A 19,303-nucleotide genomic window follows, 5' to 3' on the forward strand; every position below is an offset into this window, starting at 1 on the left:
ATACGCAGTCACCCCCATCAAGGAATCGCCATGTCCGCACCGATCAAGCCCCTCACCGAGAACTTCGCCGTCGCCCCGCAACTGGGTCCCGACGACATGGCCGACGTGGCCGCCGCCGGCTACAAGAGCGTCATCATCAACCGTCCCGACTTCGAGGGCGGCCCCGACCAGCCGACCGCCGCCGACGTCTCCAAGGCCGCCGCCGCCGCCGGTCTGAAAATCGAATACCAGCCGGTCGTCGGCAGCGCCATGACCGCGGCCGACGTGGTCCGCTTCGCCGAACTGCTGCGCACCCTGCCGGGTCCGGTGCTGGCGTACTGCCGCACCGGCACCCGCTGCACCAATCTGTTCGCCGCCGCCCAGCAGCTGGGTTGACGCGCATCAAGGACCCCGGGTTCGCTTGATGTGAACCTGGCGGGTTTCCGGTAGCATGGAGCTTCCTCTCAAACAGGAGCAGGCAAGATGTTCAAGAAGATCCTGATTCCCACCGACGGCTCGCCGCTGTCGGCCCAAGCCGCCAACGCCGGCATTTCCTTCGCGCGCTCGGTGGGCGCTGACGTCGTCGCCCTCTACGTGACGCAGCCGTTCGCCGCCACCATCGGTTTCGACGGCATGGCCGCGGCCTACGCCATCACCGACGAAGACTACGAAAAGGCCTCGGCCGAGCAGGCCGACAAGTACCTCAAGCAGATCACCGACCGCGCCGACACCGCCGGCGTGAAGTCCGAGGCGCGCGCCGTGTCCAACTTCAACGTGGCCGACGGCATCGTCCAGGCCGCCGCCGACGCGGGTTGCGACCTGATCTTCATCGGCAGCCACGGCCGCAGCGGCCTGTCGCGCCTGCTGCTGGGCAGCGTCACCGCCAAGGTGCTGTCGCTGGCCAGCACCGCCGTGCTGGTGTACCGCGTCAAGGAAGAAAAGAAGTAATCCCGGCCCGCGCGGCCTGAGTCAGGCCGCTGTCAGGCCCGCCGGCGCCAATGCCGTGCCCAGCCCCTCCCGCCGAGGGGCTTTTTCTTGCCCGCGCCATCCCCTATGGCGCTTATGGCTAAAGCTTGTAAACCGGCTCGCGGCGCGTAATATTTACGGATAAGTGCGGGCGCGGTTTCGCAACACCCGAGCACACCTCTCAACGCGGCATGGCGCCCGCCGCGGCAGTATCCGGTCGGACCTGCCGCCCATTCCTGGTGATTACTGCAAGGAACGAGGCCATGACTCGCAAGACGCCTATCGAGCTATACCGGAACATCGGCATCAGCGCCCACATCGACGCGGGCAAGACGACGACCACCGAGCGCATCCTCTTCTATACCGGTATCACCCACAAGATCGGCGAAGTGCACAACGGCGCCGCCGTGATGGACTGGATGGAGCAGGAACAGGAACGCGGCATTACGATCACGTCCGCCGCCACCACCGCCTTCTGGAAGGGCATGGGCGGCAACTATCCCGAACACCGCATCAACATCATCGACACGCCGGGCCACGTCGACTTCACCATCGAGGTCGAACGCTCCATGCGCGTGCTGGACGGCGCCGTCATGGTCTATGACGCGGTCGGCGGCGTGCAGCCGCAATCCGAGACCGTCTGGCGCCAGGCCAACAAGTACCGCGTGCCGCGGCTGGCCTTCGTCAACAAGATGGACCGCGTCGGCGCCGACTTCCTGCGCGTGCAGCGCCAGATCACCGAGCGTCTGAAGGGCGATGCCGTGCCGGTGCAGCTGCCGGTGGGCGCCGAGGACGGCTTCGAGGGCGTGATCGACCTGGTCAAGATGAAGGCCATCATCTGGGACGATGCCAGCCAGGGCGTGCGTTTCGAGTACCGCGACATTCCGCCGGCGCTGCAGGCGCAGGCGCAGGAATGGCACGACAAGATGGTCGAGAAGGCCGCCGAGGCCAACGAGACGCTGCTGGAGAAATACCTGGGCGGCGACGCGCTGACCGAGGCCGAGATCAAGCAGGGCCTGCGCCAGCGCACGGTCGCCAACGAGATCGTGCCCATGCTGTGCGGCAGCGCCTTCAAGAACAAGGGCGTGCAGGCCATGCTGGACGCGGTCATCGACTACCTGCCGTCGCCGGTCGACGTGCCCGCCATCAAGGGCCACGACGAGCGCGACCGCGAAATCGAGCGCCATCCCACCGACAAGGAACCGTTCTCGGCGCTGGCCTTCAAGATCATGACCGACCCGTTCGTGGGCCAGCTGGTGTTCTTCCGCGTCTACTCGGGCGTGGTCAAATCCGGCGACTCGGTCTACAACCCGGTCAAGGAAAAGAAAGAACGCCTGGGCCGCATCCTGCAGATGCACGCCAATGAACGGCGCGAGATCACCGAGGTCTACGCCGGCGACATCGCCGCCGCGGTGGGCGTCAAGGACGTCACCACCGGCGACACGCTGACCGATCCCTCGCACGTCATCGTGCTGGAGCGCATGGTGTTCCCCGAGCCCGTCATCTCGCAGGCGGTCGAGCCCAAGACCAAGGCCGACCAGGAGAAGATGGGCATCGCCCTGGGCCGGCTGGCGCAGGAAGACCCCTCGTTCCGCGTGCGCACCGACGAGGAATCCGGCCAGACCATCATCTCCGGCATGGGCGAGTTGCACCTGGAAATCCTGGTCGACCGCATGAAGCGCGAGTTCGGCGTCGAGGCCACGGTGGGCAAGCCGCAGGTCGCCTACCGCGAGACCATCCGCAAGACCTGTGACGAAGTCGAAGGCAAGTTCGTCAAGCAGTCGGGCGGCCGCGGCCAGTACGGCCACGTGGTGCTCAAGCTCGAGCCGCAGGAACCGGGCAAGGGCTACGAATTCGTCGACGCCATCAAGGGCGGCGTGGTGCCGCGCGAGTTCATCCCGGCGGTGGACAAGGGCATCCGCGAATCGCTCAACGCCGGCGTGCTGGCGGGCTATCCGGTGGTCGACGTCAAGGTGACGCTGTTCTTCGGTTCGTACCACGACGTGGACTCGAACGAAAACGCCTTCAAGATGGCCGGCTCGATGGCCTTCAAGGAAGGCATGCGGCGCGCCGATCCGGTGCTGCTGGAACCGATGATGCAGGTCGAGGTGGAAACGCCCGAGGACTTCACCGGCAACGTCATGGGCGACCTGTCGTCGCGCCGCGGCATGGTGCAGGGCATGGAAGACATCGCCGGGGGCGGCGGCAAGGTGGTGCGGGCCGAGGTGCCGCTGGCCGAGATGTTCGGCTACTCCACCTCGCTGCGTTCGCTGACGCAGGGCCGCGCCACCTACACGATGGAGTTCAAGCACTACGCCGAAGCGCCGCGCCAGGTGGCGCAGGAAGTGATCGCGGCCCAGGGTTCGGGCCGCTGAATTCCGATCGGCTCGGAACAAGGGCCACCCGTGCGGGTGGCCCTTTTTTCATGTCGGCGCTACGTGTGCTTCATGCCGGCGCGGCGGCCCCGGCCGTCGTCGCCCGCATGCGCGAGGACGCCAGCTTCACGCCCAGCAGGATCATCACGAAGCCGTAGGCATGGAACAGTTGCGGCGCCTCGCCCAGCAGCGGCCAGGCCAGCAGCGCGGCATACACCGGCACCAGGAACATCGACAGGCCCGCGGTGGCGGGACCGGCGCGGCTGATCAGGCGGCCGTAGACGTAATACGCGCCCAGGCTGGGCACCACCGCCAGGAACAGCAGCACCGCCGCCAGCCGCGGATCGGTCCAGGGCGGGGTGGCGCCGGCGGCGGCCTCGATGCCCGCGAACGGCGCCAGCGCGATCGCGCCGCCCAGCATCATCGCGGCCAGCCGCGCGCCATCGGGCACCGCCGGCAGCGTCAGGCGCTTCTGCAGCACCGTATAGAAGGCCCAGCCGGTGGCCGCCAGCAGCACCCACAGGTCGCCCTGGCCGAACGCCAGCCGCGCCAGCACCGAGGCGTCGCCCCGCGTCAGCACCACCAGCACGCCGCCCAGCGCCAGCGCCAGGCCGGCGGCGCGCAGGGGCGGCAGGGGCTTGCGCCAGATCAGCGCCTCCAGCAGCGCCACCAGGATCGGACTGCACGAGAAGATCAGGGCGATGTTGGTGGCGCTGGTGCTCTGGGCGCCGATGTACTGCGGCGCCACCGCCACGCCCATGCCCAGCACCGCCAGCGGCAGCAGCGTGGGCAGGCCGCGCCACAGCGCCTGGCGATGCCGCAGCAAGGCCGGCGCGGCCAGCGGCAACAGGATCAGGAAGGCGATCAGCCAGCGGCCGAAGGCCAGGAAAACGGGGGGAAGGGCGGTGTCGTGGGCCCAGCGGGCGGCCACCATGTTGGAGGCGAAGAGCGCCGGCGCGGCCAGGAGCATGGCGGTGCCGGACAGGCCCAGGCCGGTTCTTGCGGGTACTGCTGCTGCGTGAGACATGATTTCCCGCCGCGCGGATCGGCGCGCGGCACACTGCGGTGGACTACACCGGCGTCGGCGCCGGGTTGTGCCACGGCGCGGGCGCTGGATCCGACGGGCGGGGTAATGCCCGTCTTGATGGAAAGTCTACGGCCGGGTCGGGAAAATAGGTTTCCTGATTCCCGCCAATTTGGCGGTATTGGAGGAATATATATCCTCTAGAATCAGGTTTTGCAGGGATATTCTCTTCTACGGATTTTCCGCCGTGTCCACGCCACCCAAAATCGACGAAACCGACCGCAAGATCCTGCGCGCCCTGCGCGCCGACGGCCGCCTCACCAACCTGAAGCTGGCCGAGCAGGTCGGCCTGTCGCCCACGCCCTGCTGGAACCGGGTCAAGGCGCTGGAGGACGCGGGCGTGATCGAGGGCTACGCGGCCCTGTTGAACCAGAAGGCGCTGGGCCTGCCCGACACGGTCATGATCGAGGTCACGCTCGAGCACCACGACGACGACACGCTGGCGCGCTTCGGCGAGGCGATCACGCGGCTGCCGCAAGTGGTGGAGGCGTTCCTGGTGACGGGCGAATACGACTACCTGATCAAGGTCGCCGTGGCCGGCACCGAAGGCTATGAGGAGTTCCTGCGCAAGCGGCTCTACAAGCTGCCCGGTGTGCGGCACAGCCGCTCGACTTTCGTGCTCAAGCGCCTCAAGCACACGCCGTCGGTCGAACCTTGACGGCGCGTGGCTCAGCCGCGCAGGAACGATTCGATGGCGCCGTTGAAGGCGCGCGGATTGCCCAGGTTCATGCCGTGCGACGAGCCGGCGATGTTCACCCGCTGCGATTGCGGCAGCCAGCTTTCCAGCGCGTCGAGCACGGCGGGGTAGGGGTCGGGGCTCAACGCGCCGCCGATCAGCAGCGTCGGCAGGGTCAGCGAGGCGATCTCTTGCGGACTCAGCGAGGCCGGGGTCTCGCGGGCCTGGCCGAACAGCGTGCCGGCGTTGTCGCGCACCATTTCCTTGAACCAGGGCACCATGCGTTGCCAGGTGTCCGGTCCGGTCACCGTGTCCACGAACAGCGCCAGGCCTTCTTCCACGGCGCCGTCGCGGATCAGTTCGAGCGCCCGCTGGCGAAAGCCGCCACGGGCGTCGTCGCCGCCGGGCAGCGGCAGGCCGGGGTCGGCCAGCGTCAGGCTGCGCAGGGCATCGGGGCGGGCCAGCGCCGCTTCCAGCGCCACGCGGCCGCCGCGCGAGTGGCCCACCACGTGGGCGGGCTCGCCCGCCACCTGGTCGATGAAGGCCAGCACGTCGGCGCCATGCTGCGCCACCGAGAAACCGTCGCCTTCCCCGTCCCAGGTTTCCGGCCAGTAGCGCCGCAGGCACACCGCCAGCACCCGGAACGAACGCCCCAGCGGCGCCATCTGCGATTTCCAGTAGCGACAGTCCGACAGCGAACCGTGCACCAGCACCAGGGGCGCGCCCTCGCCGTATTCGGTGTAGGACATGGCGTAACCGCCGATATCGGCGGTTTGCAGGGGCAGGACAGGTTCGGAACGCATCGGGTCGGGGTCGGAAAGCCAGGCGGGCATTCTAGCCGGTTCGCCCACGCGGCAGCCATGCGCCCGCGCCCGCCGCGGGGGCATGGCCGGGCTGATAAACTCGTGACCCGATCTTTTTGTCTTGAACGGAGTCGCCAGATGTCCCTCGCCACGCCCGCCGATCTTCCCGAGTCCGCCCAGCGCGTTGCCCGCCTGCTGGCCGATCTGGGCCACGACAAGCCGGTGGTGGTGCTGCCGCAGACCGGCAAGACCTCGGCGGAAGCCGCGGCGGGGCTGGGCTGCGAGGTGGCGCAGATCGCCAAGTCGATCATCTTCCGCCGCGCCGCGGACGACGCGCCGGTGCTGGTCATCGCCAGCGGCATCAACCGCGTCGACGAGGCCAAGGTCGCCGAACAGGTCGGCGCGCTGGCCAAGGCCGACGCCAAGTTCGTGCGCGACATGACCGGCTACGCCATCGGCGGCGTCTGCCCCATCGGCCACGCGGTCAAGCCCGTGATGCTGCTCGACCAGGATCTGTTCCAGTACGACAGCCTGTGGGCGGCGGCGGGGCACCCGCACGCCGTGTTCAACCTGACGCCGCAGCAATTGGCCGCCATGACCGGCGCGCCGGTCGCCGACGTGGCGCAGCGCGCCTAGCGTCGCCCGGGCCGTCCCGCGTCTTGCCGCGCGGATGGCGCGGCGGTGTCAGTGCGGATCGGCTTCCAGGTCGTCGATCAGCACCTGCAGCCGTCCGCGCGAGCAGGCCTCGACCCGGCCGTGCACGCCGTACACGGCGGCCAGCGAGGCGGGCGTGATGACCTCGGCCGGCGCGCCCGCGGCGACCAGCCTGCCGCCATGGATCATCACCGCCCGGTCGGCGTGCTGCAGCGCCACGTTCAGGTCGTGCAGCACGATCACCGTGATCAGCCCGCGATCGGCGGTTTCCTGCTTCAGCAGCCGCATCACATGGAACTGGTAGTTCAGGTCCAGCGCCGACAGCGGCTCGTCCAGCAGCAGCACGCGCGGCCGCCGCACCAGCGCCTGCGCCAGTCCCACCAGCTGTTTCTGGCCGCCGGACAGCGCGTCCAGGTAGGACAGCGCCAGGTGGCCGATGCCCAGCCGCGCCAGCAGTCGGTCGATCTCGTGCAGATCCGCCGGCGGTCCGTCGGCTTCGCTGGCGCGGGCCGCCACCAGCACTGATTCGAACACCCTCAGGTGCACGGCGGCCGGCAGGCTCTGCGGCAGGTAGACCAGGTGGCGCGCGCGCGCCGCGAAATCCATCCGCACCAGGTCCTTGCCGTCGAGCAGGGCGTGGCCGGCGCGCACCTTCACCAGGCCCGCCAGGGCCTTGAGCAATGTCGATTTGCCGCTGCCGTTGGGGCCCAGCAGGGCCGTGACCTCGCCCGCGCCCAGGGGCGGCAGCGACAGGCCGTGCAGCACGTCCTGGCCGCCATAGCCGGCGGTGAGGGCCGAGACGGCCAGCGTCGGCGCCGCGCTCATGGCATGTTCCGGCGCAGCACCACCGCCACGAAGAACGGAATGCCGATCAGCGAGGTGACGATCCCCACCGGCACGATGACGCCCGGCGCGAGGTTCTTGGACGCGACCGACGCCAGCGACAGGATGACGCCGCCCACCAGGGCGCTGCCCGGCAGGAAGAAGCGATGGTCCTCGCCCACCAGGCGGCGGGCGATATGCGGCGCGATCAGGCCGATGAAACCGATGGTGCCGACGAACGCCACCGCCAACGCCGACAGCAGGCTGACGCGCGCCAGCGCCGTCACGCGCACCCGGCGCACGTCCACGCCGAAGCTGGCCGCGCGCTCCTCGCCCAGCCGCAGGGCGGTCAGCTTCCAGGATTGGCGCATGGCCAGCGGCAGCGCCACGGCGAACGCCAGCCCCAGCGCGGCCACGGTGGTCCAGCTCGAGCGCGCCAGGCTGCCCATGGTCCAGAACACCAGGTTCTGCAAGGCCTCGGCGCTGGCGGTGAACTGCACCAGCGACACCAGCGCGTTGAAGGTGAACACCATGGCGATGCCGAACAGCACCACGCCCGAGCTGTTCATGCCGCCGCGGCGCGCCACGCCGTCCAGCAGCAGGGCCGCCAGCATGGCGAACAGGAAGGCGTTGCCGGCGATCAGCCAGCCGTCCGGCACGCCGGGCAGGCCCAGGTGCAGCACGATGGCCAGCGACGCGCCGAAGGCGGCCGCCGACGACACGCCCAGCGTGAACGGGCTGGCCAGGGGATTGTTCAGGATGGTCTGCATCTCGGCGCCCGCCAGGCCCAGCGCCATGCCGACCAGCGCGGCCATCAGGGCGTAGGGCAGCCGGATGTCCCAGACGATGACGCGCAGCGTCGGATCGGCCGACGCCGGCGCGCTCAGCGCGCGCCACAGCTCGCCCCAGCCCAGCCCCGAAGGGCCGAGCGTGAAGTCGAGCAGCAGCCCAATGCAAATCGCCGCCAGCAGCAGGGCGATGAGCCCTGCGCGGCGGCGCAGGATGTGCCGATAGGCGGCGACCGCGGAGGCGGCTTCCGCCATTACTGCAGCAGTTGCAGGCGGCTCTTGGCCGTGTTGGCGGCCGGCGTGGTCGGGTAGTCGCGGACGATGCGCTGCAGCGTGGTTTTGGCGCCGGCGCGGTTGTTCATCTCGATCTGGCTGCCGGCGATGACCAGCAGGGCGTCGGGGGCGCGGGCGTTGTCGGGGGCCTTCTGCACCATGGCGTTCAGTTGCTCGATGGCGCCCTTGAAGTCCTTCAGCGCATAGCGGCTGCTGCCCAGGTAGAACTGGGCGCTGGGCGCGAGCTGGCTGGCGGGGTAGAGCGCGGTGAAGGCGGCCAGCGATTCGGACGCCTCCTTGTATTGACCCTTGCGGAACAGGTCGATGGCGCCGTCGTAGGCGGCCTGTTCCTGCGGATCGCCGGCGGTCGCGCCCGGCGGGTTGGCGCCGCCCGCGGTGCCGCCCGGCTTGTTGGCGCTGGGCTGCTGGCGCGACACCAGTTCCAGCTGGTCGCGCAGTTGCGCGACTTCCTGTTGCAGCGCCTGGATCTGGTCGGCCAGTTGCAGCTTGGCGCGTTGGCTCTGCTCGTTCTGTTGCTGCACCTGCTGGCGCAAATCCAGGATGGCCTTGCGGGCCTCGTCATCTGAGAAAGCGTGGGCGGGCGCCGTCAGGGCTGCCAGCACCAGGCCGGTGGCCACCATCAAGGGACGCAGGGACAGAACGTTATCGCGCATGAAAATTCCCGGGGGATAAAAACAAACGTCGGGACGGCCGGTAGACCGTCCCGACGCGTGGTGGGGCACTTAACTATACGAAAAGCTTAGCGCTGATAAACGATATCGGCGCGGCGGTTTTCCGCAAAGTCGGCTTCCGACGAGCCAGTCGCCTTCGGCTTTTCTTTACCGAAGCTGATGGTTTCGATCTGGTTGTCGCTGACGCCCAGCAGGGTCATCATGCGACGCACGGCGTCGGCACGGCGCTGGCCCAGGGCCAGGTTGTATTCGGCGCCGCCGCGTTCGTCGGTGTTGCCTTCGATCTTGATTTTCTGCTGCTGGTGCGAAGCCAGGTAACGGGCGTGGGTTTCCACCAGGCCGCGGTACTGATCGGACACCGTGTAGCTGTCGAAGTCAAAGTATACCGAGCGCTGTTGCGCCAGGATGCTTTGGGGGTTGAAGGGATCAAGGATCTGGCCGGAGGCCGATCCTTGGCCAGCGCCTCCGCCCTGACCCGCTTTATCGTCGAGAGGGACGGAGCTGCAAGCTGCCAGGGTGGCGGCCAGAGCGGCGATGGTTAGGCTTTTGGCAATGCGCGACTTCATGATAGTTCCTTTGCAAAGAGAGTCACACGTGTTATCGGGTAAATGGGCCCCAAGTCGGTTCACGTATTTCCCCGTTCAGTACCGAAAGCGTCTGCCGTACGCGGCCATCACTCGAAACGCCTGCAAGCACGCTACGTCCGTTTTGGATCGCGGCGTAGAGGACTTGCATGCCGTTCGGCGCGAAGCTTGGCGACTGATCGTCACGACCATCGGTCAACAAGTTCTCCGAGCCGGAGGACAGGTTCAACGATGCGATTCGGAACGCGCCGTCGCGTCTTGCAACGTACAGCAGCGTCGATCCATCGGGGGAAATTCGGGGTGAGATGTTGTAACCACCATTAAACGTGAGGCGGCGAGCATCGCCACCGTCCAGGCCGGTTTGATAAATTTGCGGCCCGCCGCTGCGGTCACTGGTAAAGATAATGGAACGGCCGTCCGGCGTAAAGCTCGGCTCGGTGTCAATCCCGGGAGAACGCGTAACTCGCTTCATATTCGAGCCGCCGGCCGCGCTAACGATGTAAATTTGCGACAGACCGTCACGCGTCAGGGCCACGGCCAGCTGGGTGCCGTCGGGCGACCAGCCGGGGGCGCTGTTGTTGCCTTTGAAGTTGGCGACCGGCACGCGGGCGCTGGTGGCCAGCGTGTGCACGTACACCACCGGCTTGCCGGATTCGAAGCTCACGTACGCCAGCTTGGAGCCATCGGGCGACCAGGCGGGCGAGATGATCGGCTCGCGCGAGCGCAGGGCGACCTGCGGATTCTGCCCGTCGGCGTCGGCCACTTGCAGTTCGTAGGTGGCGCCTTGCTTGAGCACGTAGGCGATGCGGGTCGAGAACACGCCGCGCACGCCGGTGATCTTTTCATAGATGCGGTCGGCGATCTGGTGGGCGACGCGGCGCAGTTCCTGCTCGGTGCCGGAGAACGCGACGCCGTCCAGCTGGCCCTTCTTGACCGTGTCGGCCAGGCGGTAGCGGACGTCGTAGCGGCCGTCGTTGCCGCGCACGATGCTGCCATAGGCGATGAAGTCGGCGCCCTTGGCGCGCCAGTCGTCATGGGCGATGGGCGAGTCGACGTTCAGGCCCGAGCCGGCGGCGCTGATGAGGCGGAACTGGCCGGTGCGGGTCAGGTCGGCGCGGATCACTTCGGCCAGGGCGCGGCCATGGGCGTCATCCACCGCGAAATCGGCGATGGCGACGGGATATTGGGTGGCGCCGGTGCCGGAAATATCGACACGCAGCTGGGCCTGGGCGGGCTTGATGGCCATCAGGCAGGCAAGCGCCAGCAGCAACAGGCCGAATCCATACGATCGCCAGAGAACGAGGGGGGAAGCTCGTCGGCTATGGGCGGGAGTCATAATCAGCAATCTCCTGTCAATCATACATTCTGTACACAACGTCAATGATGGGCTCGTAGCGGCCGGTCGAGGGCTTGGGGAAGGGGTTGCAACGGCGGATGCCGGTCTCGACCGCGCGGTCGAAGCCCGGGTTGCCGGAAGAGCTGGTCAGCGTGACGCCGTTAACCTTCCCGTCAGAACCTAACTGTACCCGGTATTGGGCGGTCGGATTGTCCGAGCCGCTGCGCGGCGGCGGCGGGTAGGCCACGCCGGGCTGCACGCAGGCGCGCACCTTGGCGCCGTAGCCGCTGTCGCGGCCGCCGCCGGCCTGGTTGCGGTCGGCGGTGCCGCCGGGGATGCCGGCAGCGCCGAGGGCGTCGTTGCGGAACGCGTCCTTCAGGGCCTTGTCGGCCGCGGCCTTCTTGGCGGCTTCTTCCTTGGCCTTCTTCTCGGCAGCGGCCTTTTCGGCGGCGGCCTTGTCAGCCGCGGCTTTCTCGGCGGCCGCCTTGTCCGCTGCCGCCTTGTCAGCGGCGGCTTTCTCCGCCGCCGCCTTCTTGGCGGCGTCTTCCTTGGCCTTCTTCTCGGCGGCAGCCTTGTCGGCCGCGGCTTTTTCCGCGGCGGCCTTGTCGGCGGCCGCCTTTTCAGCGGCCTGGCGTTCCTGTTCCAGGCGCTTCTTTTCCTTCAGCTCGGCCTGCTTGCGCTCTTCCTCCAGGCGCGCCTTTTCCTTGGCCGCCTCGGCGGCCTGGCGGGCCTGCTCTTCCTGCTCTTTCTTTTTCTTGGCTTCCTGCAGCGCGATTTCCGGATCCACTTCGTCAGGCTTGGGCTGGACTTGCGGATCCGGCTTGGGCGGCGGCGGAGGCGGCTCGGGCTTCTTCTCCGGCTCGGGTTCGGGCTGGGGTTGCGGCTTGGGCTGGGGCTTGGGCGGTTCGGGCTGGGGTTGCGGTGGGGGCGAGACGGGCGAATTGCCGTCGGCCCACAGCTGCACTTCCACCGGACCCGGGGCTTCGGTGCGCCAGTTCAGGTTGAAGATCAATACGGCCAGCAGCAGCGCGTGCACCAGCAACGCCAGGATCAGGGCGATCCGGTTGTCGTTGTTGGGCGGCGTGGCCGGGGGGCCGCTGTGGTGTCGAATGATGGGTGGCGTCATGAGCGTTGCAGGCCGGCGGCGCCGGCGGAAGGCGTCGCGTTAGCGTTTTTTCGCGGGGGCGGGCTGGTTGCCGCCGGCGGACTGGTCCACCAGCAGGCCCAGGCGGGTGATGCCATTGGTACGCAGCTCGTCCATGACCTTCACGACCGTCTCGTAGGGCACCTTGCCGTCGGCCGCGATCACCACCGGGGTTTCCGCGGTGATGCGCGAGCGCACTTGCGCCACCAGTTCGGGACGGGCGATGTCCTGCATGGTGGCGCCGGGTTCGCGCATGCGCAGCGCGATCTTGCCGTCTTCCGAAATCTGGACTTCCAGCGGCTTGACCGGAACGTCGGATGCCGCGCCCACCGAGGGCAGCTGGATCAGGCCCGGCGTGATCAGCGGCGCGGTCACCATGAAGATGACCAGCAGCACCAGCATCACGTCGATGTAGGGCACCACGTTGATGTCGGCCTTCATGCGGCGGCCGGACCTGCCGCGCGAGCTTACCGAGGGCATTAGCGCACCTGCCGTTGCAGAATGTTCAGGAATTCATCGACGAAGCTGTCGAAACGGATCGAGATGCGGTCGATGTCGTTGGTGAAGCGGTTGTAGGCGACCACCGCGGGGATGGCGGCGAACAGGCCGATGGCGGTGGCGATCAGCGCCTCGGCGATACCGGGGGCCACCGAAGCCAGCGTGGCCTGCTGCATGTTCGACAGGCCGATGAAGGCGTGCATGATGCCCCAGACCGTGCCGAGCAGGCCGATGTAGGGCGAGACCGAGCCGGCCGAGGCCAGGAAGTTCAGGTGCGATTCCAGCGAGTCCATCTCGCGCTGGTAGGCGGCGCGCATGGCGCGGCGCGGGCCGTCGAGCAGGGCGGTGGCGTCAGTGCTGGCGTTGCCGCGGCGGGCCTTCAGGAATTCGGTCATGCCGGCGTCGAAGATGCGGGCCAGGGCGCCTTGCTCGTCGCGGCGCGAGGCCACAGCCTGCTGCAGCATCGACAGGTCGCCGCCGGACCAGAAGTCATCCTCGAAGCGGCGGGTCTGGGCATGGGCGCGCTTGATGGCCAGCCGCTTGGCGAAGATGTAGGTCCAGGACATGATCGAGATGCCCAGGAGCATCAGCATGATCAGCTGAACCGGCACGCTGGCGTGCGAAATCAACGAAAGCAACGACATGTCGTTGGTGGCTTGCATGGTTATTCCTGAATTGATTCCAGTTTGGCGCGGACGTCGGCCGGCAGTTCCACCGGCCGCATGTTGACGGCATCGACGCAGCAGACTTGGATATTGCCTTCGGCAAGCAGTTCCCCGTCTCGTTCTGCGCGCTGCGCGAAGTGTATCGAAGCGCGGCCCAGTCGTGTGACCCGGCTGCGTATGGTAAGCAAATCGTCCAGTCTGGCCGGCTTGCGGTAGGACATGTCCAGCGAGCGGACAACGAACAGGCGCTGCTCGCTGGCGGCCAGGCCGGATTGGTTGACTCCCAGGTCGCGCAGCCACTCGGTGCGGGCGCGTTCCAGGAATTTCAGGTAGTTGGCGTAGAAAACCACCCCGCCCGCGTCCGTGTCTTCATAGTAGACGCGGACCTGCAGGCGGGATTCGGCGGACTTCGGATCGGTCACGATGCGGGCTTCGATGATGCGGGTCGGGACGCGAAAAGTCCGTGGTTACTTTAGGGTTTACAGCGTGTCGAGTTTCGTCAGCACGGCTTCAAGCGCGGACTCTACCGGAATCTTGGCCGCTTCGGTTTCCCGACGGGCCTGCAATTCCACCACACCGTCGTTCAGGCCGCGTTCTCCAACTGTTACACGGAGCGGCGCGCCGATCAATTCCCACTCGGCAAACATCACGCCGGGGCGGGCATCGCGGTCGTCCAGGATGACGTCCACGCCGCGCGCCAGCAGCGATTCGTACAGCTTCAGGGAGGTGTTACGCACGGTTTCGCTTTTGCCCCAGCCGACCGGGCAGATCACCACTTCGAACGGCGCCAGGGCGCGCGGCCAGATGATGCCGCGGGCGTCGTGGTTCTGTTCGATGGCGGCGCCGACGATGCGGGTCACGCCGATGCCGTAGCAGCCCATTTCCAGCACGGCCGGCTTGCCGGTCTCGTCCAGGAAGGTGGCCTTGAGGGCTTCCGAGTATTTTTTACCCAGGTAAAAAACGTGTCCCACTTCGATGCCGCGCTGGATCGACAGCGTGCCCTTGCCGTCCGGCGAGGGGTCGCCGGCGACCACGTTGCGCAGGTCGGCCACCAGCTCGGGCTCGGGCAGGTCACGGCCCCAGTTCACGCCCTGGATGTGGAAATCCTCGCGGTTGGCGCCGCAGACGAAGTCGGCCATGTTGGCCACGGTGCGGTCGGCGATGACGTGCACCGGGCGCACGGTGCGGACCGGGCCCAGGTAGCCCGGCTTGCAGCCGAAGTGCTCGACGATCTCGGTCTCGGTGGCGAAGCGGAAGCCCGCCAGGCCCGGCAGCTTGGCGGCCTTGATTTCGTTAAGTTCGTGGTCGCCGCGCAGCAGCAGCAGCCAGATGTCGACCTTGCCCTTGTCGCCGTCGGTGGCCAGCACGATCGACTTGACCGTCTGCTCCAGCGGCAGGCCCAGCAGGCGGGCCACGTCCTCGCACTTGGCGGCGCCGGGCGTGGCCACGTCGGCCATCGCCTGGGTGGCCGCGCCGCGGGTGGGGTACAGGCCGGGGGCCTCGGCCAGCTCGATGTTGGCGGCGTACTCGGAGTCGGCGTTGTAGACCAGCAGGTCTTCGCCGGTGTCGGCGATCACCTGGAATTCATGGCTGCGGGTGCCGCCGATGGAGCCGGTATCGGCCGCCACCGCGCGGAATTCCAGGCCCAGGCGGCCGAAAATGCGCATGTACGCGGCGTACATGGTGTCGTAGCTCTTCTGGGCGCCGGCTTCGTCGCGGTCGAAGGAGTAGGCGTCCTTCATGGTGAATTCACGGCCGCGCATCAGGCCGAAGCGGGGACGGCGCTCGTCCCGGAACTTGGTCTGGATGTGATAGAAGTTGACCGGCAACTGGCGGTAGCTGTGGATCTCGTTGCGGGCGATGTCGGTGATCACCTCTTCCGAGGTCGGCTGCAGCACGAAATCGCGCTGGTGCCGGTCCTTGATGCGCAGCAGTTCCGCGCCGTACTGTTCCCAGCGGCCGGATTCCATCCAGAGCTCGGCCGGCTGGACCACCGGCATCAGCAGTTCGATGGCGCCCGAGGCGTTCATTTCCTCGCGGATGATGGCCTCGACCTTGCGGATGACCTTGAGGCCGAGGGGCATGTAGGTGTAGATGCCGCCCGCCAGCTTGCGGATCATCCCGGCCCGGGTCATGAGCTGGTGGCTGGCGACTTCCGCTTCGGAGGGGGCTTCTTTGAGGGTGTTGATGTGGTAGTTGGATGCGCGCATGTTTAAAGGTGGCAGCAGATACGTATAATCGACTGTAATTGTATTGAATTCGGTGGGGGTGGCCCATGCTTGACCGCGAAGGCTACCGCCCCAATGTCGGCATCATTCTCGTCAATAGCAGAAACGAGGTCTTTTGGGGCAAGCGTATCAGGGAACATGCCTGGCAGTTCCCGCAGGGCGGCATCAAGTACGGCGAAAGCCCGGTGCAGGCCATGTATCGCGAGCTCCATGAAGAGGTGGGCCTGAAGCCCGAGCATGTCCGTATTTTGGGGCGTACACGCGATTGGTTACGTTATAACGTGCCCGATCACTTCGTCCGGCGTGAGTGGCGTGGCCACTATAAAGGACAAAAGCAGATTTGGTTCTTGTTGCGCCTGGTGGGACGTGACAGCGACGTTTGCCTGCGCGCGACGCAGCATCCGGAATTCGACGCCTGGCGCTGGAGCCAGTACTGGGTGCCGCTGGATGCCGTGATCGAGTTCAAGCGGGACGTCTATACCCAGGCGTTGAACGAGTTGTCGGCAATCCTCTTTCGGCGTCACCACGAAACCCGCTACCTGCGTCAGCGCGTGCATGGGCAGCGGGCGGCAGAGAACTTGCCCGAAGGAACGGACGGTCATGCGCATATTATTGGTTGAAGATGAACGGGACATGGCGTCCTGGCTGATGCGCGCGCTCGCGCAGAGCGGGTTCGTGCCGGATCACGCGGCCGACGCCCGCACGGCCGAAGCGTTCATGGCGGGCACCGAGTACGACGCCATCGTCATGGACCTGCGCCTGCCCGACAAGCATGGCCTGGTGGTGCTGCGCGAAATGCGCAACCGCGACGACCGCACCCCGGTGCTGCTGCTGACCGCCCAGGGCGCCTTGCAGGACCGCGTGCGCGGCCTGAACCTGGGCGCAGACGATTTCCTGACCAAGCCGTTCGCCCTCGAAGAGCTGGAAGCGCGCCTGACTGCGCTGGTGCGCCGCAGCCGCGGCCGCCAGCACCCGCGCCTGCAATGCGGCTCGCTGTCCTACGACAGCGAAAGCCGCGCCTTCACGCTCGACGGCTCCCTGCTGTTCCTGACCCCGCGCGAGCACGCCGCCCTGGCCGCGCTGCTGACGCGCAGCGGCTATCCGGTGGACAAGTCGCAGCTGTTCGGCAAGGTCTTCACCCACGACAGCGAAGCCAACCCCGACGCCATCGAGGTGGTGCTGCACCGCCTGCGCAAGAAGCTGGCCGGCAGCGACGTGCGCATCGTGACCGTGCGCGGCCTGGGCTACATGCTGGAAAGCGTGGCCAGCGAAGCCGCCGACTCCTGACCCCCTCGTGAGCCTCCGGATCCCAGGGTTGCCGCGGGTCGGCATCCGCGCGCTGCTGATCATCCTGCTGCTGCCCGGCGTGGTGGCGCTGCTGGTCATCGACAGCCTGAACGACTACCGCACCCTGTCCGAGATCACCAACGAGGCCTACGACAGCGCCCTGGTCGAGCCCGCCCGCGTGCTCGAGAGCAGCCTGGAGTTCGCGCCCGACGGCTCGCTGCAAGTGGCCACGCCGCTGTACGCCCAGGTCATGCTGGAATCGCGCGCCGGGCTGCGCAAGTATTTCCGCATCGAGCAGATCGACCCGCCCCTGCCGGATGAGTCGCCGGTGCCGGCCGAGCAGGGCAAGACCCTGCTGGGCATGCCCGAACTGCCGCGGCCGCCCACCTGGCCGCGCTCCAATGGCCTGCCGGTGTTCTACGACGGGGTCTACCGCAACGACCCGGTGCGGGTGGTGTCGCTGGTGCGCGACCTGTACTACCAGGGCGCCCACCGTCAGGTGCTGGTGCTGGTGGCCGAAAGCACGGGCAAGCGCATCGAGGCCGAAGACAACGCCCGCCGCCAGGAAATCCTGCGCGACGCCCGCATGCTGGCGCTGGTCGTGCTGCTGGTCTGGTGGGGCGTGTCCTGGGCCCTGAAGCCGCTGCGGCGGCTGCGCGCCGACATCCGCAACCGCCGGCCCGAGGACCTGACCCCGCTCGACGCCTCGCGCGTGCCGAGCGAAGTGGCGCCGCTGGTCGACGCCGTCAACCACCACATCGCCCGCTACCGCCGCGTGCTGGACGAGCAATCGCACTTTCTGGCCGACGCCTCGCACCAGCTGCGCACGCCGCTGGCCATCATGCTGACCCAGGCCCAGTACGCCCTGCGCGAGCGCGACCCGGCGCGCGCCCAGGAAGGCTTGCGCGCCATCGTCGCCCAGTTGGGCCGCACCCGCCGCCTGACCGAGCAGTTGCTGTCGCTGGCGCACGCCAACCAGGCCGACCAGGTGCCGCGCCAGTTGCTCGACCTGAACGCCGTCTCGCGCGAAGTGGTGTTGCAGTACCTGCCGCTGGCGCACGAGAAACAGCAGGACCTGGGCTGGGTGCAGGCCACCAGCGAGCAGGGCCAAGAGATCGACGTGCCGGTCTCCGGCAACGAAGCCGAACTGCACGAGGCCCTGTCCAACCTGGTGCACAACGCCATCCACTACGCGCCCACGGGCGCCCGCATCACGGTCTCGGTCAGCCGGGCCGGCGATCGCGCCGAAGTCTCCGTCTCCGACAATGGCCCGGGGCTCGATCCCGACCTGCGCGCGCGCGCCTTCGCCCGTTTCGAGCGGGTCGGCACCGACAAGCCGGTCACGTCTTCCGGTTCCGGCCTGGGGCTGGCGATCGCGCGGGCCTACGCCCGCCGCAACGATGGCGACATCGAGCTGCGCGACGGCGAACCCAACGCGCAGGGCGGGGTGGGCCTGGCGTCCGTCGTGTGGCTGCCCCTGGCCACGACCGTGTCGCAGTACCCCCGACCCGCCGATGTCGCCTTCACCGGCGACCAGTAATCGCCGAAGCTTTCATTCTTTCTCCCTAGCCTTCATAGCGCAGCCTGCGAATTTCCATCAGGGATAACCCCTGGATTCAGGGACTCGACAGCGCATAGAAAGCGGATTAGCAGGTTCCTTCCTTAACCTGCGAACCGGCCTGTTGTTGAAAAGGCCGGGTGGCGCTCGTTCCGGGCGGCATCCCAGGGGCCCGCACGGCCCTGCTTCAGGAGGATGGAAGTGCAAAAAACAATTAATAGAAAGGACTATTACGGCGGCGCGCTGATGGTCCTTATCGGATTGGGGGCGATCTACGGTGGTACGGACTATCACATTGGAACGCTCAGCCACATGGGCCCCGGGTTCTTCCCCGCGGCATTGGGCGGCCTGCTCGCATTGACGGGGATCCTGATCGCCATCTCGGCGCGCTCCGGCGATGCCACGCCGCCGGCGCCGGGCGACGGCCACGCGCATGGCCTGCCGGATTTCCGTGGCAGCGCCTGCATCCTGCTGGGCACGCTCGCGTTCCTGCTGCTGGGCCACTATGGCGGCCTGCTGCCCGCGACCTTCGCCATTGTCTTCATCTCCGCCCTGGGTGACCGCAAGAACACGGTCAAGCAGGCGTTCGTGCTGTCGCTCGGCATGTCCGTGATCGCGGTGGTGGTTTTCTGGTGGGCGCTGCAACTGCAGCTGCCGCTGTTTCGCTGGGGTTGATACGCCATGATTTCTCAATCTTTGACCGACCTCTGGTACGGCTTCGGCGTCGCGTTCCAGCTCCACAACCTGATGTGGTCGTTCTTCGGCGTGCTGGTGGGCAACCTCATCGGCGTGTTGCCCGGCATGGGCGCGCTGTCGGCCATCTCGATCCTGCTGCCGCTGACCTACGTGATGCAGCCGGTGCCCGCCATCCTGATGCTGGCCGGCATCTTC

Annotated in this window: 22 protein-coding genes; 10 read left to right on the forward strand and 12 right to left on the reverse strand. The window is 67.4% G+C overall.

The window, feature by feature from the left end; translation table 11 throughout:
• Nucleotides 1–30: 30 nt before the first annotated feature.
• The 3 genes from AOZ49_RS16735 (at nucleotide 31) to fusA (ending at nucleotide 3,320) form a co-directional block, all read left to right on the forward strand.
• Entirely contained in the window at nucleotides 31–375 is a 345-nt protein-coding gene (locus tag AOZ49_RS16735; RefSeq protein WP_025137488.1) for a protein tyrosine phosphatase family protein, read from the forward strand.
• Nucleotides 376–462: 87 nt separating this feature from the next.
• Nucleotides 463–927: a universal stress protein gene (locus AOZ49_RS16740; protein ID WP_006388728.1), complete on the forward strand. Its 465-nt coding sequence runs from the start codon at nucleotides 463–465 to the stop codon at nucleotides 925–927.
• 281 nt (nucleotides 928–1,208) lie between these two features.
• Nucleotides 1,209–3,320 (forward strand): elongation factor G, encoded by a 2,112-nt coding sequence (gene fusA / locus AOZ49_RS16745; protein WP_054432703.1) that lies wholly within the window; start codon nucleotides 1,209–1,211, stop codon nucleotides 3,318–3,320.
• Between the two features lie 70 nt (nucleotides 3,321–3,390).
• Here the strand turns inward: fusA and AOZ49_RS16750 are convergent, their stop codons facing one another.
• The gene (locus AOZ49_RS16750) at nucleotides 3,391–4,347 is read right to left on the reverse strand and encodes a DMT family transporter (RefSeq protein ID WP_231690365.1); all 957 of its coding nucleotides are present in this window, start codon (nucleotides 4,345–4,347) and stop codon (nucleotides 3,391–3,393) included.
• 244 nt (nucleotides 4,348–4,591) lie between these two features.
• On the opposite strand from AOZ49_RS16750, the gene AOZ49_RS16755 reads away from it, so the two are divergent.
• A complete protein-coding gene (locus AOZ49_RS16755; protein ID WP_054416331.1) occupies nucleotides 4,592–5,062 on the forward strand; it encodes an Lrp/AsnC family transcriptional regulator in 471 nt (156 codons plus the stop codon).
• An 11-nt stretch (nucleotides 5,063–5,073) separates the two neighbouring features.
• On the opposite strand, the gene AOZ49_RS16760 is transcribed toward AOZ49_RS16755, so the two are convergent.
• Nucleotides 5,074–5,883, reverse strand: coding sequence for an alpha/beta fold hydrolase (locus tag AOZ49_RS16760; protein WP_054432701.1), 810 nt, complete (start codon nucleotides 5,881–5,883; stop codon nucleotides 5,074–5,076).
• Nucleotides 5,884–6,021: 138 nt separating this feature from the next.
• On the opposite strand from AOZ49_RS16760, the gene AOZ49_RS16765 reads away from it, so the two are divergent.
• Nucleotides 6,022–6,519 carry a YbaK/EbsC family protein gene (locus tag AOZ49_RS16765; protein WP_054476637.1) on the forward strand — a complete coding sequence of 166 codons (498 nt, stop codon included), beginning with the start codon at nucleotides 6,022–6,024 and terminating at the stop codon, nucleotides 6,517–6,519.
• A 48-nt stretch (nucleotides 6,520–6,567) separates the two neighbouring features.
• Here AOZ49_RS16765 and AOZ49_RS16770 read toward each other — a convergent pair whose 3' ends face one another.
• The 10 genes from AOZ49_RS16770 to AOZ49_RS16815 form a co-directional block, all read right to left on the reverse strand.
• Nucleotides 6,568–7,362: an ABC transporter ATP-binding protein gene (locus AOZ49_RS16770; protein ID WP_054476639.1), complete on the reverse strand. Its 795-nt coding sequence runs from the start codon at nucleotides 7,360–7,362 to the stop codon at nucleotides 6,568–6,570.
• Nucleotides 7,359–8,402, reverse strand: coding sequence for a FecCD family ABC transporter permease (locus tag AOZ49_RS16775; RefSeq protein WP_054476641.1), 1,044 nt, complete (start codon nucleotides 8,400–8,402; stop codon nucleotides 7,359–7,361). The genes AOZ49_RS16770 and AOZ49_RS16775 overlap by 4 nt, the downstream gene beginning before the upstream one ends.
• Nucleotides 8,402–9,094 (reverse strand): tol-pal system protein YbgF, encoded by a 693-nt coding sequence (ybgF, locus tag AOZ49_RS16780; RefSeq protein WP_054476643.1) that lies wholly within the window; start codon nucleotides 9,092–9,094, stop codon nucleotides 8,402–8,404. The genes AOZ49_RS16775 and ybgF overlap by 1 nt, the downstream gene beginning before the upstream one ends.
• Before the next feature lie 86 nt (nucleotides 9,095–9,180).
• A complete protein-coding gene (gene pal / locus AOZ49_RS16785) occupies nucleotides 9,181–9,678 on the reverse strand; it encodes a peptidoglycan-associated lipoprotein Pal (protein WP_054432696.1) in 498 nt (165 codons plus the stop codon).
• A gap of 31 nt (nucleotides 9,679–9,709) precedes the next feature.
• Nucleotides 9,710–11,032: a Tol-Pal system beta propeller repeat protein TolB gene (tolB, locus tag AOZ49_RS16790; RefSeq protein WP_054432695.1), complete on the reverse strand. Its 1,323-nt coding sequence runs from the start codon at nucleotides 11,030–11,032 to the stop codon at nucleotides 9,710–9,712.
• 16 nt (nucleotides 11,033–11,048) lie between these two features.
• Nucleotides 11,049–12,158, reverse strand: coding sequence for a cell envelope integrity protein TolA (gene tolA, locus AOZ49_RS16795; RefSeq protein WP_054432694.1), 1,110 nt, complete (start codon nucleotides 12,156–12,158; stop codon nucleotides 11,049–11,051).
• 39 nt (nucleotides 12,159–12,197) lie between these two features.
• A complete protein-coding gene (locus AOZ49_RS16800) occupies nucleotides 12,198–12,656 on the reverse strand; it encodes an ExbD/TolR family protein (RefSeq protein WP_006388741.1) in 459 nt (152 codons plus the stop codon).
• Nucleotides 12,656–13,336, reverse strand: coding sequence for a protein TolQ (gene tolQ, locus AOZ49_RS16805; protein WP_054432693.1), 681 nt, complete (start codon nucleotides 13,334–13,336; stop codon nucleotides 12,656–12,658). Before tolQ ends, AOZ49_RS16800 begins: the two co-directional genes overlap by 1 nt.
• Before the next feature lie 2 nt (nucleotides 13,337–13,338).
• Nucleotides 13,339–13,761 (reverse strand): tol-pal system-associated acyl-CoA thioesterase, encoded by a 423-nt coding sequence (gene ybgC / locus AOZ49_RS16810; RefSeq protein ID WP_054432692.1) that lies wholly within the window; start codon nucleotides 13,759–13,761, stop codon nucleotides 13,339–13,341.
• 57 nt (nucleotides 13,762–13,818) lie between these two features.
• On the reverse strand, nucleotides 13,819–15,549 hold the full coding sequence (locus tag AOZ49_RS16815; RefSeq protein WP_054432691.1) for a proline--tRNA ligase: 1,731 nt from the start codon (nucleotides 15,547–15,549) through the stop codon (nucleotides 13,819–13,821).
• Nucleotides 15,550–15,614: 65 nt separating this feature from the next.
• Between AOZ49_RS16815 and AOZ49_RS16820 the strand changes: the two genes are divergently transcribed.
• The 5 genes from AOZ49_RS16820 to AOZ49_RS16840 all read left to right on the forward strand — a co-directional run.
• The gene (locus tag AOZ49_RS16820) at nucleotides 15,615–16,187 is read left to right on the forward strand and encodes an RNA pyrophosphohydrolase (protein ID WP_006392918.1); all 573 of its coding nucleotides are present in this window, start codon (nucleotides 15,615–15,617) and stop codon (nucleotides 16,185–16,187) included.
• On the forward strand, nucleotides 16,168–16,854 hold the full coding sequence (locus AOZ49_RS16825; protein WP_020925157.1) for a response regulator: 687 nt from the start codon (nucleotides 16,168–16,170) through the stop codon (nucleotides 16,852–16,854). The genes AOZ49_RS16820 and AOZ49_RS16825 overlap by 20 nt, the downstream gene beginning before the upstream one ends.
• 7 nt (nucleotides 16,855–16,861) lie before the next feature.
• Nucleotides 16,862–18,394 carry a sensor histidine kinase gene (locus tag AOZ49_RS16830; RefSeq protein ID WP_231690366.1) on the forward strand — a complete coding sequence of 511 codons (1,533 nt, stop codon included), beginning with the start codon at nucleotides 16,862–16,864 and terminating at the stop codon, nucleotides 18,392–18,394.
• Between the two features lie 213 nt (nucleotides 18,395–18,607).
• The gene (locus AOZ49_RS16835) at nucleotides 18,608–19,087 is read left to right on the forward strand and encodes a tripartite tricarboxylate transporter TctB family protein (RefSeq protein ID WP_035359983.1); all 480 of its coding nucleotides are present in this window, start codon (nucleotides 18,608–18,610) and stop codon (nucleotides 19,085–19,087) included.
• A gap of 6 nt (nucleotides 19,088–19,093) precedes the next feature.
• On the forward strand, nucleotides 19,094–19,303 hold a 210-nt coding region (locus AOZ49_RS16840), incomplete at its 3' end, for a tripartite tricarboxylate transporter permease (RefSeq protein ID WP_197286737.1).

Origin of the sequence: Achromobacter sp. 2789STDY5608615 (genome assembly GCF_001298995.1) — a bacterium.
In the GTDB taxonomy this organism is placed as follows: Bacteria; Pseudomonadota; Gammaproteobacteria; order Burkholderiales; family Burkholderiaceae_B; genus Achromobacter; species Achromobacter insuavis.